The organism is Marinobacter sp. es.042 (genome assembly GCF_900188315.1).
Lineage (GTDB): Bacteria > Pseudomonadota > Gammaproteobacteria > Pseudomonadales > Oleiphilaceae > Marinobacter.
Window position 1 is genome coordinate 1203954 of record NZ_LT897781.1, and the last position, 13654, is coordinate 1217607.

The following is a 13654-nucleotide window of genomic DNA, read 5'->3' on the forward strand; positions in this document are numbered from 1 at the left end:
GTCAAAGCTCCACCCCGAACGCTTCGGTTACCCGCAACGCGCTGCGAACGCCATCTTCATGGAATCCGTTGAACCAGTATGCACCACAGAAATGGGTTCGATTCTGATTACCGATTTCGTCGTAGCGTTCCTGGGCTGCCACCGCGTCCAGTGTGAATACCGGATGGGCGTATTCGAAGCGCTTGATCACCTTTTCGGGATCGATATCTCGGCTGCGATTGAGGGTCACACAGAAGGTATCCGGGGCATCATGGAAGTTCTGCAGTATGTTCATGTTGTAGGTGACAGAAACCGGCTCAGTACTGTGGGTCGGAATAAAGTAGTTCCAGGCAGCCCAGGCCCGGCGATTGTCCGGCAACACGCTGCTGTCTGTATGGAGCACCACATCGTTGTTCTGATAGGCCATGGCATCGAGTATGTCCCGTTCCTTGTCGGTCGCGTCAGCGAGCATGGCAAGGGCCTGGTCGCTGTGGCAGCCAAAAATCACCTGGTCAAAGTGGTGTTCCTCGCCCCTGACAGTCACGGTTACACCGTCCTCATGGCGGACAACCCTGTCGACAGGGCTGTTCAGGTGCATGCCATCACCCAGCCGTTCCATCATTTTCTTCACGTATTGGGCAGACCCTCCGGAAATCACCCGCCAGGTTGGGCGGTCATCCACAGACAGCATGCCGTGATTGTTGAAAAACTGCAGGAAGAACCGGATTGGAAACTGTTCCAGCACGATTTCCGGTGCTGACCAGATCGCCGCGCCCATCGGAACAATGTAGTAATTCCTGAAATAGCGGGAGTACCCATTCCGATTCAGGTATTCCCCTAGTGTTTCTTCATTGTTGATATTGCCGGCTTCAAGGTCTGCACGGGTTTCCTTGTTAAAGCGCAGAATCTCCCTCACCATTTTTAAGAACGGCAGGTTTAACAGATTCTTTCGCTGGGCAAACAGGGTATTCAGGCTGGTGCCGTTGTACTGCAGGCCGGTGCTGCTGCAGTCTACGCTGAAGCTCATGTCGCTGACTTCCGACGGAACTCCCAGCCGCTCCATCAGTTTGATGAAATTCGGGTAGGTCCAGTCGTTGAAAACGATGAAGCCGGTATTCACCGGCCAGGTCCGGCCACCGGCTTCGACCTGTTCGGTGTTGGTGTGACCGCCGGCATAGTCGCCCGCTTCAAAAACCTGAACTTCGTGTTTCTCGGCCAAAAGCCAGGCAGCCGTGAGGCCGGAAACGCCGGCCCCAATGACAGCAATTCGCTGACGCTCACTACTCATCCATTATTTTCCTGTTCGGTGTTGCTTTTACGGGCCATGGAGGCCGACATACGGTCGATCAAGGGCCGGGGCAGGGCGCCCAGCGCTTTCAACATCCAGGTGAAGCGCTTGGGGAATGCAATCTCGTTCTTGCCACGCGCCAGACCATTGACAATGCGCTCCGCCGCATCCTCTGCAGAAACCAGAAAGGGCATTGGAAAATCGTTCCGATCGGTCAATGGTGTCTTGACGAATCCGGGGGAAACCACCACTACGTCGATCCCTTCGGCGTCAAGGTCTGCCCGGAGTGCATGGGCAAAATAGGTCAGGGCGGCCTTGGAAGCGCCGTAGCCTTCAGCCCGGCCAAAGGGGAACCACCAGGCGGAAGAGCTGACGATCACGAGGGTCGCCGGCTGGCCTTTGGCGCGGCTGCGCCTGAGGGCAGGCAGAGCAATATCGAGACATCGCGCCGTGCCAATCACATTGGTGTGAATGTTCTTTTCGATAACGTCGCTGTTGTAGTGCGCTATCTCCAGATATTCACAGGTCCCGGCGTTCAGAATCACCATATTCAGGTCGCCGTGGTTTTCCAGCGTACCCGCGATGGCCTGGAGGTCTTCTTTACTGGTGGTGTCTGCCGCTGCCGGTATAATCCGGTCTGGCGCTGCGGAAGCCAGTTCTTCAAGAGCCCCCTGGCGGCGGCCGGTAATCACAAGCCGGTGACCACCGCGTGCCAGCGCGCGGGTGACCGATTCGCCAATGCCCGAGCTGGCGCCGGTAATCCAGATATTCGAGGTTTCCTGAAGTCGATCACTCATCCTGCCTGATCCTTGATCCAGCGAATGGCCCTGCCAATCACCGGCAGGTTTTCGTAGAGCATTTCCCCGGCGTCAAAGTAATCACGGTGGTAGCACACCATCCCGTTACGGATTTCGAGGTGGCTAATGCCCTGCACCTGAACTTCACGGCCCTTGCGAAGGCGCTTGTGACGAAGGTGCATAACCCAGGGCAAGGCGGCAAACTCACCGTGAACAACGGCTTCACCGAATTCAAAGCGACAGGAAATGACATTCGCATAGGCCCCGGCGAAATAGTGGGTCAACTCATCCAGCCCCGTTACGCTGCTCAGCGGGTCCTGGAAGCGAATATCTTCACTGTAAACCCGGGAGAGCTTATTCAGATTACCCTTGTCGAGTTCGTTGAACAGCGCTCTAAAGTTATCAAGCGTTGCCGGCACCGCGGAATTACGCGTACCTACTTCGATCTTTGAGGCGGTTGTCATTGCCTGCTCCTCCTCATTTTATCCAGTTCGCGTGTTTCTTCCTGAATGTGCTTGGGTATCGGGTTGAGCTCCCAGATGATGCCAAGCTTCGACATCAGCCATAGCCCATACCAGGTGATGTCAATTTCATACCACCGGAATCCCTGGCGAACAGATTGCGGCCAGCGGTGGTGATTGTTGTGCCATCCTTCGCCCAGGGTAAGCAGGGCCAGCCAGAAGTTGTTCCGGCTGTCGTCCGAGGTTTCAAATCGGCGCTTGCCCCAGACATGGGACAGAGAGTTGATGGATACCGTGGCGTGAAACAGCACGACGGTTGAAATGAAGAATCCCCAGACAAGCATCTGCAGGCCGTTGGTCCCCAACCCCGGAGCCCACGCGGCCAACGCCTCTCCTAGCCCGTAAATACCAACGGCGGCGAGAGCAGGCACCAGGGCATCAAACCGGTTAATCAGCCTGAGTTCCGGGAATTTCAGCCAGTCCCGAATCCGACGTTCGTCGGTCGCAAAGCCGGCGTCACAGGTAAACCACCCCATGTGGGACCACCAGAATCCGCCCTGATGGGGCGAGTGCAGGTCCTGAACATCATCGGAGTGCTGATGATGATGCCGGTGGTGGGCAGCCCACCAGAGCGGGCCGCGTTGGGCCGCACTGGCACCGAGCACCGCGAATACAAACTGGGCAGGTCGGCTGGTCTTGAACGTCTTGTGGGCAAAATAACGATGGTAGAATCCGGTAATCGCAAACATCCGCACGAGGAAGAAAGCAATCGCGAATCCGATGGCGAATGCGCTTACGCCGGTGTAAAACGCCAGGAGGCAGGCCAGATGGAGCGCAATGAACGGAATAACCCGCAAAAAATTGAATGATCGGGACGTGGTGTCTAGGTGATCCGAACCTGCTTCGGAATCGAACCACCTCAAAATGTTTGTAAGCCAATGCTGCATTCGGGTCATACCCTGATTGCCCTTTCTCTTTAATGGAATCTTGATCGCACACTCAGCCTTGTTGCCGCTAGTGTTTCATGGAGAGTAGTACGATCTTACTACTGTAATTGGATGCACAATAAACCATGTTTAATCAAACCTTTGATTCGTCACTTATACGCCGTATTGCCATTGTCGGTTCAGGCCTCTCCGGGCTGACCGCCGCTATCCAGCTGCGCGGTCTGGGCCATGACGTCACGGTCTTCGAAAAAAGCCGTGGGCCGGGTGGCAGGCTTGCTGCGAAGCGGGTAACCGGCGGATCAGCGGATATGGGCGCGCAGTACTTCACCTCCCGGAATCCGGATTTCCTGCCGTTTCTCCGTAAATTTGCAGGCCCTGAAAGCTTCGGACCGTGGGAAGGACGGTTTGGTTTCCAGACGAATGCTGATAAATGGGAATCCTTTCCGCAGGAGACCCGTTACGTCGGTATTCCGCGCATGACAGCGATTACCCGGGCCCTGTCAGGGCATGCTCACATTGTTACCGAGACACGGGTTGCCAGATTGGCCCAAAACGACCAGTCCTGGTCACTCTTTTCGACCTCCGGCTCGCACCTGGGCGATTTTGATGCAGTCATCGTTACCGCGCCTCCGGCACAGGCTCGGGATTTGCTGGCGGACAGCGGCCTCGACGCTCTGGCCTCCCACCTGGACGATCCGGTGAGCCGGGTTCTGCCATGCTGGGCCGTTGCCGCCCACTTCCCGGTATCGCCCTGGCCGCATCACGAAGGCATGCGCTGCAAGCACCCGGCGCTGTTCTGGGTGGCCAACAACTCCAGCAAGCCCGGTCGAGACGACGAGGGTCAGTGGTGGGTTTTGCACGCCAGCCCGGCCTGGACCGAAGACCATGTGGGTACACCAGCCGAGGAAGTGGCCGAAAAACTGTTGGCTGCGTTTCGTGAAACGACCGGCTTCGATACCGGTCCGGACGAAGTGGTTACCCATCGCTGGCTCTATGCGCGCTCTGAAGGCGGAGAACACCCTGGCCATCTATGGTTTCCGGATTACAAGATCGGGCTCGCCGGCGACTGGCTCAGTGGCGGCCGGGTAGAGGGCGCCTTCGACAGTGCCTGCGGACTGGTTGCCGAACTGACGACCGCTCCCACTACTCAGTGAGGGACTCCTGGTTACCGGTGGTCACATCGGGTCGGGTATAGAAATGCGTGATGGTGCCGTCACTGAACTTGCTGAAGAAGGCGCTGACGTCGGTGATCTTCTTCAGCGACCGGGTGCGGTGGATAGGTTCGCGCACGAGCACCTTGATGCCGTTGAAGTTGTCCTGGATGTTCGAGAAGCGCGCCCGCATCGAACAGGTCACTACCTGGGCAGGGCTGAGAGAAAGCTCTTCGGCCAACCAGGCGCTATGGCGTTCGATCCCCCTGGCTGAGAGGTCTTCCCGGGTATCAAGGTGGTTCAGTTTCACCCGGTTTACAATGCAGAACGAGAAACTCTTCGGGTGCTTGCGGGCCACTTTCCGGAACGCCTCCCAGAAGAAATTGTCGGTCAGTTCTGCAAAGTAGGCCATGTCGCTCAGGCAGGTATCCACCCATTCAAAGTTCTCCGGGTCATCGAGCACTTCGTTGATCGCTTCCCGAAGTAGCCAGTCAAAGCCCAGCGCGGTCTTGTGGGCGTAGACCTTGCGGTACATCTGGTGGCGACTGTAGACAAAGTCTTCGAGCGCCCCCAGTCCTTTCTGGGTTATGGCCAGCCCCAGCCAGGGTTCGGACACATCCCATCCAAAACGCAGGTTGCTCAAAAGGTGGTCCAGATTGAAACCGCCGATGGTTACCGACGAGTGGAAGCCATCCCGCAGCATGTAATCGGCCCGGTCAGCGTCGATTTCCCCTGATACAATCGACGACAGCAGATCCATCACCAGCCCGGGTATGTTTTCGCTGAGCGGTGATCCCGCCGCGGCATCCTCTCCCGCAATAAACGCCCAGAATGTGCGGGCATGACGACAGAACGTCTCACTGGGTTTTACGTCCGTCGTTTCCATAATGCCGATAACGTCCCGGGCGAAAAGCCCGGCACTTTCCAGATCCACCGCCATGAGCACATCGTGGGCAACACGCACCGAATAATGCTCGTGTTCCAGTTCATCGGGCTCCTCCGGATGATAGGTGGAATAATCCACGCCGCGCCACAGATCCCGGAAGCGGCCGGGACGGGACATCAGTTCCCGAATACGCCGGGCCTGGGTGAACTGATGGGAAAAGCTTGAATGCCCGCTGTCATGCAGCAGGCAGCCCAGCCGGATGGTTTTGGCCAGATAGTCGATGGCGTCGAGCTGGCTCAGGCTCAGGTCGGTTTGCTCGCTGAGCTGTCGCTCCCTGAGGTAGGCGTCGATCATCGAGCGGAACATGCGGGTGCCCACATGCATCACACCAATACTGTGTAGAAATCGGGAATGGGTTGCGCCGGGAAAGACCAGGCTCAGTATGTCGTTCTGGCAGATGTTTCGCAGTCGCTGGAACAGCGGGTGGTCAATCACCTGGATCTCGTGCCGGTAAAGCGGAATGCCTCCGTGAACCGGATCCATGATCAGCTTGTCATAGGCTCCGAGTAGATCGTTTACGGCACGTCGCATCAGATGGAATCCTCCGATTTCATGAACTTGGCCTTGTTATATCACAGGGGCGTGCCAGAATAGGCTTAATCAAGCCAATTTATCGTTTATCGCTGGTAGTTTAGGGCAGTCGCCATGACCTCGCGCACCGAGCGCATACTTATATTAGACGCCGATGAAAAGGCCCGCACGGATCTCGCCCGTTACCTTGAAGCGAGGGGGTTCTACGTGACCGGCTACCGGGATCTCGCCAGCGCCAAGGCGCTTTTTGACGATAACATTCCCGATGTCATCTTTGCAGACCTGCCTCCGGAGTCCATCCGGGATCTCGCCAACCGCCTGGAGGAAGCCGAAACATTCACGCCGATCGTCGCCTGTTCGTCCAGCGAGTCCAGCGCCGATGTGGTCAGCGCTCTCAGGGCCGGGGCGGCGGATTTTGTCCTCAAGCCTTGTAACGATGACAAGGGCGCACTGGACGATGTTATCGGGAAATTGTTCGACCGGGTCCGGGTCAACCGGCTGAATCAGCTTTACCGGCAGGAGCTTGAAGAGGCAAATCGTGACTTGCGGGACGGCATCGCCGAGCTGCGGGCAGACCAACGCGCCGGCCGAAAGGTCCAGTTAAGGATGCTTCCGGAGCACGAACAGGTGATGAGTGGCCTGCACGTGGACCACATGATCAAGCCATCGCTTTACCTGAGCGGTGATTTTCTGGATTACTTTCGTATTTCCGACGACAAGGTTCTGGTGTACATCGCTGATGTCTCCGGCCATGGCGCCAGTTCCGCGTTCGTAACCGTACTGCTGAAGAACCTGACCAACCGCTTGCAGCGAAACCTTCGCCGGGGGTCCAGTGAAGATATCCTGTACCCGGACCGATTCCTGGAACGCATCAATTCCGAGTTGCTGGACACCGGCCTCGGTAAACACGTAACCGTGTTCGTTGGCATTATTTCCCTGAGCGAACGTAAGTTGAATTATGCAGTGGGCGCCCATTTCCCGATGCCCATCCTGTCTTTAGAGGGCGGGGAGGCAGCGTTTCTTGAGGGGAGCGGGCTTCCGGTAGGGCTGTTCGAGACGCCGGAATGGGAAGTGTACGAGGTTCCCCTGAACAAACCGTTTCATCTGACCCTGTTTTCGGATGGAATTCTGGAAGTTATCCGGGAAAAGGGACTGGATGAAAAGGAGCGGACACTACTTGAACTCGTATCGGGAGGTCGTCACACTATCGCCTCTCTGAGCGAGGCTCTGCATCTGGAACAGATCACAGAGCTGCCGGACGATATCGCTATCGTATCGGTAACTGATACCATGAACGGATCAGATAACACCCCGTCGAATTAGTGGCAGTGTGAAACATGGCTGGTTACAAGATCCTGCAAGCTGAAAAACAGGGCATCTACGTCCTGAAGTTTATTGGGGAAATCCGGCTGAACCTGTGTTCGACGCTGGACAATCTGGTTGAGTCCATCACCCAGGACCCGGAGTTCAAGACCGTGGTGATCGACCTGACCGAGACCGAGATTATCGACAGCACAACGCTCGGCCTGCTTGCCAAGATCGCCATGGCGGCCCAGAAACAGAGCAACTTCCTGCCCACACTTATTTCGACCAATCCTGATATTACCCGCATTATCACTTCCATGGGTTTCGACAAGATCTTTATCATTGTGCGAGAACCCGCGTCCCGAATTGAAGAGCTTGAAGAGATTCCCGTACTCAGGGCCAGCGAACAACAGGTTCGAGACAAGGTTCTCGATGCCCATAGAGTGCTGATGGGCCTGAACAGCCGAAACAGGGAAGAATTCAAGAATCTGGTGCGCGCTCTGGAATGTGAAGAGCCCGGCTAACTGCGCCGCCCTGGTGCGACTTTGCCGGTATCACACCTGATCTGACAGAACGGAAGAACTATGTCTGAACAATCGACGCCCCGGAACACTGAGGCAGCCGTGCCGGTACACGATGTGGCGGTTCTGGGCGGTGGCAGTTTTGGTACTGCCATGGCCAAGGTGCTGGGTGAAAACGGTCACCGTGTTCATTTCTGGATGCGTGGCAAAGCGCAGGCCGAAGAGATCCGCAGCACCCGAATCAATAGCCGCTACATGCCAGGCATTGAGCTGACCGGTGACATTCAGCCCACCACAGACCTGGCGGACGCTGTCAGCAAGGCCGAGATCGTCTTTGTTGCCATTCCGAGCAAAGCCTTTCGGGCCGTTATCCGCGAGAACAGCGACAAATTCCGCGACGAACAAATTGTCATCAGCCTCACCAAGGGGATTGAAGAGCACGGCTTCAAACTGATGAGCGAGATTCTGCAGGAAGAGATTCCGCGCTGTCGTACTGGCGTGCTCAGTGGCCCCAACCTGGCTGGTGAAATCGTAAACCGGGATCTGACCGCCACTGTTATTGCCGCCAAGGATCCGGATGTACGCCGCTCGGTTCAGGACCTCCTGGGGTGCGAGTATTTTCGCGTCTACGCGAACGTGGATGTGTATGGTGTGGAACTCGCCGGAGCACTGAAGAACATCTATGCGATTGTCGCAGGTCTTGCCTCCGCCCTGGAAATGGGTGAGAACGCCAAGGCCATGCTGATTACCCGCGGTCTTGCAGAGATGAGCCGGTTTGCCGTCAGCCTCGGCGCCAACCCAATGACATTCATGGGGCTGGCGGGTGTCGGTGACCTGATCGTGACCTGCACCTCATCCAAGAGCCGGAACTTTCGAGTGGGCTATGCCGTTGGCCTGGGCCAAAAACTGGACGATGCCGTGGCGGAACTCGGGCAGGTGGCCGAGGGCATCTATACCCTGAAGCTCGTCAAGCAGAAAGCCGAGGCCATCGGGATCTATATGCCACTGGTTCGTGGGCTTTACGAGATCCTTTACGACAACGCTTCCATCAAGGCGGTCATCAATAGCCTTATGATGTCGGTCCAGAATTCCGACGTAGAATTTATACTGCCGCGGACCATCAGCCAGTAACAGGCCCGCTGAACCGGGACCAGGCCGGAAAGGAGAGAGCCCTTGCAACTGCTCATCATGCGCCATGGGGAAGCTGGCTGGCATACGCTGGATCAGGAACGTGAACTGACAGAGGCCGGTCGGCTCGGCGTGGCTGAGGTTGCCGCTCGCATCGCGGAGTCGCCCTGGCGACCGAAGCTGGTCTGGAGCAGCCCCTATGTGCGGGCCAGACAAACGGCGGCGATCGTCTCCGAAATTCTCAACTGTCCCGTTGAAGAAAAGATGTTTATCACTCCGGACGACGACCCGGCAGCCTGCCTTGATGCATTGATTGAACACCACGAATCGCCCTTGTTGATCGTTTCCCACATGCCCCTGGTGGGAGGGCTTGCGACGCTTCTGGTTGACGCACATCGCCGGGGCATTCCGTTCATGACCTCCCAGGCCGTCATGCTGGATATGCCGGTAGTCGGCCCCGGGTGCGCTGACTTGAAAGCCCAGTTTCTGCCCTGATATCCCCAGTAAGTCATTTCTGAATCCTCAAACCCGAGCCCGACTATGTACAGCTTTCCAATCGACTACGTAGAGCCGGTCTTCCGGCCTCCCAGTGAAGCCAAGTCACTGATCTTGCCGGTCACCAACGGCTGCTCCTGGAATAAGTGCACGTTTTGCGAGATGTATACGCAGCCGCAAAAGAAATTCCGGGCCCGCAAGCCTGACGATGTGCTCCAGGACATCCGCAATGCGGCTCGCAGCCTGGGTGGTGTGCGCCGGGTTTTCCTGGCAGATGGGGATGCCATGGTATTGCCGACCCGTCGCCTGTTGGAAATTCTGGATCAGCTCAGGGAGGCTTTTCCGGATCTTCAGCGGGTTTCCAGCTACTGTCTTCCCCGCAACCTCGCCAAAAAGACCGTGGAAGAACTGGCTCAACTGAAGGATGCAGGCCTGGAAATTCTCTATGTCGGTATGGAATCCGGTGATGATGAAATCCTGCGCCGGGTCAACAAGGGCGAAACCTGGGAATCCACCCGCTCGGCACTGCTGAAAATCCGTGAAGCGGGTCTGACGAGCTCTGTCATGGTGCTGAACGGGCTGGGCGGAGAAAACCTTTCGCGCCAGCACGCGATCAATACCGCAACGCTCTGTAACGAGACCCAGCCGGATTATCTTTCCACCCTCGTGGTCAGTTTCCCACAGGGAGAAGAACGTTTCCGGGCGGGCTTTGGAGACGATTTCGTGCCACTGTCTCAAAAGGGGCTCTTTGAAGAGATACGCCTGTTCCTGGAGCATCTTGAGCTGGATAAGACCATCTTCCGCAGTGATCACGCTTCAAATTACCTCGTGCTGAAAGGCACGCTGGGCCGTGACAAGCAGAAAATGCTGGACCAGGTAGATCTCGCCATTACCAATCCCGGTGCAGCACCTTTGCGCGCGGAGTGGATGCGCGGGTTGTAATTCAGAGAGCCGGGAGCCACCGTTATGAGCATGAATCCAGATAATCTTGCAAAGCAGGTGGAGAAAACCGTGAAGAAGGCCGGGAACCCTCCCATTGATCAGTGGGACCCCGAGCTTTCCGGGGATATGGATCTTCGCATCAGTCGAGATGGTCAGTGGATCTTCAAAGGCAAGCCGCTGGCTCGAGAAGCGATTGTACGTCTGTTTTCCACGATTCTCCGCCGGGAAAGCGACGGCGAATACTACCTGGTGACGCCGGTTGAAAAGTGGCGCATCCAAGTCGAGGACGCGCCGTTGCTCGCCCATTCCCTGACCGCGACTGGGGAGAGCGACCGACAGGTCATCTCCCTGACCACCAATGTCGGCGAAACCCTCGAAATCGGCCAGGACCATCCACTGGAAGTGACCACCTATCCGGGCTCAGATGAGCCAAGACCCGTGGTAAAGATTCGCCATGGGGTCGAAGCGCGACTGGTCACCGCAGCCTATTATGACCTGGCGGATCATGTCGTGGAACGGAATGAAGACGGACACCCGGTTCTTGGGGTATTCAGCCACGGAATTTTCTACAAAATCGGGCAGGGTGGTTGAAAACCGGTACCGCGGCCCCAGAATTACGGTAGAAAACGCATTAGCTCAGTTGTTAAACTGTGTTTTCATACTTGTTATGAGCCTGGCTCTCTAACGAGGCCCGGTGGTCGTTAGTCCCTCTGTGCAGTCTGGCTGTTCACGATCACTTTCGATTGCCTAAATCAATTAAACAGTCATTGCGACACGCAAGGAGATCACATGGCCCAACCTCGTGTTGTCACCATCCATTACACGCTCACCAACGATCAGGGAGAGCAGCTTGACTCCTCCCGTGTAGAAGGTCGTGAGCCTCTGTCTTATCTGGAAGGTGCGCAGAACATTATCGGTGGACTGGAAAGTGCACTGAACGAAAAGAACGCAGGCGATCAGGTTAAGGTGTCTGTAGAACCTGGTGAAGGCTACGGCGAAGTTAACGAAGAGCTGATCCAGCCGGTTCCGCGTTCTGCATTTGAAGGCGTCGATACCATCGAGCCGGGCATGCAGTTCCAGGCGCAGACCCCAGGCGGCCCCCAGGTCGTTCGTGTGGTAGAAGTTGGCGACGAAACTGTCACCATCGATGCCAACCATCCGCTCGCTGGCCAGACTCTGCACTTCGACGTAGAAGTAGTGGAAGCTCGCGACGCGACTGACGAAGAGCAAGAGCACGGCCACGCTCATTAAGCTTTTCTGAAGCGCAAAGAAAAACGGCTCCCTCGGGAGCCGTTTTTTTATGTCTACAGAATGAAAAAGGGGTCAGATGAAAGCATTCATCTGACCCCAGGTTCACAAAAAAACGGCCCGCGCGGGGCCGTTTTATCACCGGAATCCGAACTTACATGTTCGGATAATTCGGGCCGCCGCCCCCTTCCGGAGTTACCCAGTTAATGTTCTGGGCAGGATCCTTGATGTCGCAGGTCTTGCAGTGCACACAGTTCTGGGCGTTGATCTGGAAGCGCTTGCCGCTGCCATCGTCTTTCTCGACAACTTCATAAACACCAGCCGGGCAGTAGCGCTGCGCAGGCTCATCGTATTTAGGCAGGTTGTCGCGGATCGGAAGGTCCGGATCGGTCAGTTTAAGGTGAACCGGCTGATCTTCCTCGTGGTTGGTGTTTGAAATAAACACCGAGGACAGACGATCGAAGGTCAGGGTGTTATCCGGCTTGGGATAGGTCACCTTCTTGCACTCGGCTGCCGGCTTCATGGTGGCATAATCCGGAGTGGTATCGTGGAAGGTAATCGGCAGGCTGCCGCGCAGGATGTTCTGCTCGAAGTAGGCGATGGCGCCACCCACTACATTGCCGAACTTGTGCATCGCCGGGCCGAAGTTACGCTCTGCGTATAGCTCCTTGAACAGCCAGCTGTCCTCAAACTTCTTCTGGAAACTGCTGATTTCCTCGCCGCTCTTGCCATCCTTGAGTGCTTCGAAAACCGCTTCGGCGCCCAGCATGCCGGACTTCATGGCAGTATGGGAGCCCTTGATCTTGGAGCCGTTCAGTGTGCCTGCATCACAGCCCAGCAGCAGACCACCCGGGAAGCTCATCTTGGGCAGAGCGTTGTAGCCACCTTTGGTGATTGCACGGGCGCCGTAGGATACGCGCTTACCGCCTTCCAGGTGTTTCTTGATCTCCGGGTGCAGCTTCAGGCGCTGAAATTCCTCAAACGGGCTCAGATGCGGGTTGCTGTAGGACAGATCGGTGATCAGGCCTACATATACCTGGCCATTCTCAAGGTGATACAGGAAAGAACCACCGGTGGATCCGGTTTCTTTCAGAGGCCAGCCGGTGGTATGAACTACCAGGCCCGGCTCGTGTTTGGCCGGATCAATATCCCACAGTTCCTTGATACCGATACCGTAGTGCTGCGGGTCTTTGCCTTCATCGAGCTTGAACTCGTTGATCAGGCGCTTGCCCAGGTGACCACGGCAGCCCTCGGTGAACATAGTGTATTTCGCGCGCAGTTCCATGCCCGGCATGTAGCCGTCTTTTTCGGAACCGTCGCGGGCCACGCCCATATCGCCGGTAATGATGCCTTTTACCTGACCGTCTTCAATGATGGTTTCGGACGCGGCAAAGCCGGGATACACCTCAACGCCAAGCTGTTCGGCCTGTTCGGCGAGCCAGCGGCACAGGTTGCCCAGGCTGATAATGTAGTTGCCATGGTTGTGCATGTTCTTGGGCACAAACGCATTCGGGATCTTGGTGGCGCTTTCCTCGTTCTTCAGCAGGAAAATGTCGTCCCGGGTAACCGGCGTGTTGAGCGGGGCGCCTTTCTCTTTCCAGTCCGGGAAGAGTTCGTTGAGGGCAGTGGGCTCGAATACAGTGCCGGCCAGAATGTGGGCGCCGATCTCAGAACCTTTCTCTACAACGCATACGGTGAGTTCCTCGCCAGCTTCCTGTGCCAGTTGCATGACACGGCACGCTGCCGACAGGCCCGCCGGGCCGCCGCCGACGATCAGAACATCAAATTCCATCGATTCGCGTTCCACGTTGGTCTCCTCAAACATCTTTAATGGATATTATGTGCCCGCAGGCCAATTATTCTGGGCCGCCATCATACCGGTAAAAGTGCCTATAGACGACTGCCCCAAGCCGTT

At 56.5% G+C, this 13654-nt stretch carries 14 protein-coding genes; 8 read left to right on the top strand and 6 right to left on the bottom strand.

Features of this window, described 5'->3' with window-relative positions; translation table 11 throughout:
• Position 1: 1 nt before the first annotated feature.
• The 4 genes from CFB02_RS05710 to CFB02_RS05725 are packed head-to-tail and all read right to left on the bottom strand — an operon-like array spanning position 2 to position 3481.
• Entirely contained in the window at positions 2–1267 is a 1266-nt protein-coding gene (locus tag CFB02_RS05710; RefSeq protein WP_088557244.1) for an NAD(P)/FAD-dependent oxidoreductase, read from the bottom strand.
• Positions 1264–2064 (bottom strand): SDR family NAD(P)-dependent oxidoreductase, encoded by an 801-nt coding sequence (locus tag CFB02_RS05715; RefSeq protein WP_088557245.1) that lies wholly within the window; start codon positions 2062–2064, stop codon positions 1264–1266. Before CFB02_RS05715 ends, CFB02_RS05710 begins: the two co-directional genes overlap by 4 nt.
• Positions 2061–2528 carry a nuclear transport factor 2 family protein gene (locus tag CFB02_RS05720; protein WP_088557246.1) on the bottom strand — a complete coding sequence of 156 codons (468 nt, stop codon included), beginning with the start codon at positions 2526–2528 and terminating at the stop codon, positions 2061–2063. The genes CFB02_RS05715 and CFB02_RS05720 overlap by 4 nt, the downstream gene beginning before the upstream one ends.
• Positions 2525–3481, bottom strand: a complete 957-nt coding sequence (locus CFB02_RS05725; protein ID WP_088557247.1) for an acyl-CoA desaturase — start codon at positions 3479–3481, stop codon at positions 2525–2527. Before CFB02_RS05725 ends, CFB02_RS05720 begins: the two co-directional genes overlap by 4 nt.
• A 116-nt stretch (positions 3482–3597) precedes the next feature.
• Here CFB02_RS05725 and CFB02_RS05730 point away from each other — a divergent pair, with 116 nt between their 5' ends.
• The gene (locus tag CFB02_RS05730) at positions 3598–4626 is read left to right on the top strand and encodes an NAD(P)/FAD-dependent oxidoreductase (RefSeq protein ID WP_088557248.1); all 1029 of its coding nucleotides are present in this window, start codon (positions 3598–3600) and stop codon (positions 4624–4626) included.
• Here the strand turns inward: CFB02_RS05730 and CFB02_RS05735 are convergent.
• Positions 4616–6100 carry an HD domain-containing protein gene (locus CFB02_RS05735; RefSeq protein ID WP_088557249.1) on the bottom strand — a complete coding sequence of 495 codons (1485 nt, stop codon included), beginning with the start codon at positions 6098–6100 and terminating at the stop codon, positions 4616–4618. The genes CFB02_RS05730 and CFB02_RS05735 overlap by 11 nt on opposite strands.
• Before the next feature lie 114 nt (positions 6101–6214).
• Between CFB02_RS05735 and CFB02_RS05740 the strand changes: the two genes are divergently transcribed.
• The 7 genes from CFB02_RS05740 to CFB02_RS05770 all read left to right on the top strand — a co-directional run bounded on the left by CFB02_RS05740 (position 6215) and on the right by CFB02_RS05770 (position 11742).
• A complete protein-coding gene (locus tag CFB02_RS05740; RefSeq protein ID WP_088557250.1) occupies positions 6215–7423 on the top strand; it encodes a PP2C family protein-serine/threonine phosphatase in 1209 nt (402 codons plus the stop codon).
• A 14-nt stretch (positions 7424–7437) separates the two neighbouring features.
• Entirely contained in the window at positions 7438–7929 is a 492-nt protein-coding gene (locus tag CFB02_RS05745; protein WP_088557251.1) for an STAS domain-containing protein, read from the top strand.
• 60 nt (positions 7930–7989) lie between these two features.
• On the top strand, positions 7990–9057 hold the full coding sequence (locus tag CFB02_RS05750) for an NAD(P)H-dependent glycerol-3-phosphate dehydrogenase (RefSeq protein WP_088557252.1): 1068 nt from the start codon (positions 7990–7992) through the stop codon (positions 9055–9057).
• Between the two features lie 42 nt (positions 9058–9099).
• Complete coding sequence (locus CFB02_RS05755; RefSeq protein ID WP_053115346.1) at positions 9100–9549, top strand: SixA phosphatase family protein; 450 nt, start codon at positions 9100–9102, stop codon at positions 9547–9549.
• Between the two features lie 45 nt (positions 9550–9594).
• The gene (locus tag CFB02_RS05760; protein WP_088557253.1) at positions 9595–10491 is read left to right on the top strand and encodes a radical SAM protein; all 897 of its coding nucleotides are present in this window, start codon (positions 9595–9597) and stop codon (positions 10489–10491) included.
• A 24-nt stretch (positions 10492–10515) separates the two neighbouring features.
• Entirely contained in the window at positions 10516–11082 is a 567-nt protein-coding gene (locus tag CFB02_RS05765; protein WP_088557254.1) for a DUF1285 domain-containing protein, read from the top strand.
• Positions 11083–11280: 198 nt separating this feature from the next.
• A complete protein-coding gene (locus CFB02_RS05770) occupies positions 11281–11742 on the top strand; it encodes an FKBP-type peptidyl-prolyl cis-trans isomerase (RefSeq protein ID WP_088557255.1) in 462 nt (153 codons plus the stop codon).
• Positions 11743–11893: 151 nt separating this feature from the next.
• Here the strand turns inward: CFB02_RS05770 and CFB02_RS05775 are convergent, their stop codons facing one another.
• A complete protein-coding gene (locus tag CFB02_RS05775; RefSeq protein ID WP_088559178.1) occupies positions 11894–13546 on the bottom strand; it encodes an electron transfer flavoprotein-ubiquinone oxidoreductase in 1653 nt (550 codons plus the stop codon).
• Positions 13547–13654: the final 108 nt, after the last annotated feature.

Excerpts from the sequence above, each read along its gene's own strand:
- CFB02_RS05765 (WP_088557254.1), top strand. The coding sequence starts at position 10,516 with ATGAGCATGAATCCAGATAATCTTGCAAAGCAGGTGGAGAAAACCGTG.
- CFB02_RS05750 (WP_088557252.1), top strand. The coding sequence starts at position 7,990 with ATGTCTGAACAATCGACGCCCCGGAACACTGAGGCAGCCGTGCCGGTA.
- CFB02_RS05735 (WP_088557249.1), bottom strand. The coding sequence starts at position 6,100 with ATGCGACGTGCCGTAAACGATCTACTCGGAGCCTATGACAAGCTGATC.
- CFB02_RS05730 (WP_088557248.1), top strand. The coding sequence starts at position 3,598 with ATGTTTAATCAAACCTTTGATTCGTCACTTATACGCCGTATTGCCATT.
- CFB02_RS05720 (WP_088557246.1), bottom strand. The coding sequence starts at position 2,528 with ATGACAACCGCCTCAAAGATCGAAGTAGGTACGCGTAATTCCGCGGTG.
- CFB02_RS05715 (WP_088557245.1), bottom strand. The coding sequence starts at position 2,064 with ATGAGTGATCGACTTCAGGAAACCTCGAATATCTGGATTACCGGCGCC.
- CFB02_RS05745 (WP_088557251.1), top strand. The coding sequence starts at position 7,438 with ATGGCTGGTTACAAGATCCTGCAAGCTGAAAAACAGGGCATCTACGTC.
- CFB02_RS05760 (WP_088557253.1), top strand. The coding sequence starts at position 9,595 with ATGTACAGCTTTCCAATCGACTACGTAGAGCCGGTCTTCCGGCCTCCC.
- CFB02_RS05710 (WP_088557244.1), bottom strand. The coding sequence starts at position 1,267 with ATGAGTAGTGAGCGTCAGCGAATTGCTGTCATTGGGGCCGGCGTTTCC.
- CFB02_RS05770 (WP_088557255.1), top strand. The coding sequence starts at position 11,281 with ATGGCCCAACCTCGTGTTGTCACCATCCATTACACGCTCACCAACGAT.
- CFB02_RS05725 (WP_088557247.1), bottom strand. The coding sequence starts at position 3,481 with ATGACCCGAATGCAGCATTGGCTTACAAACATTTTGAGGTGGTTCGAT.
- CFB02_RS05740 (WP_088557250.1), top strand. The coding sequence starts at position 6,215 with ATGACCTCGCGCACCGAGCGCATACTTATATTAGACGCCGATGAAAAG.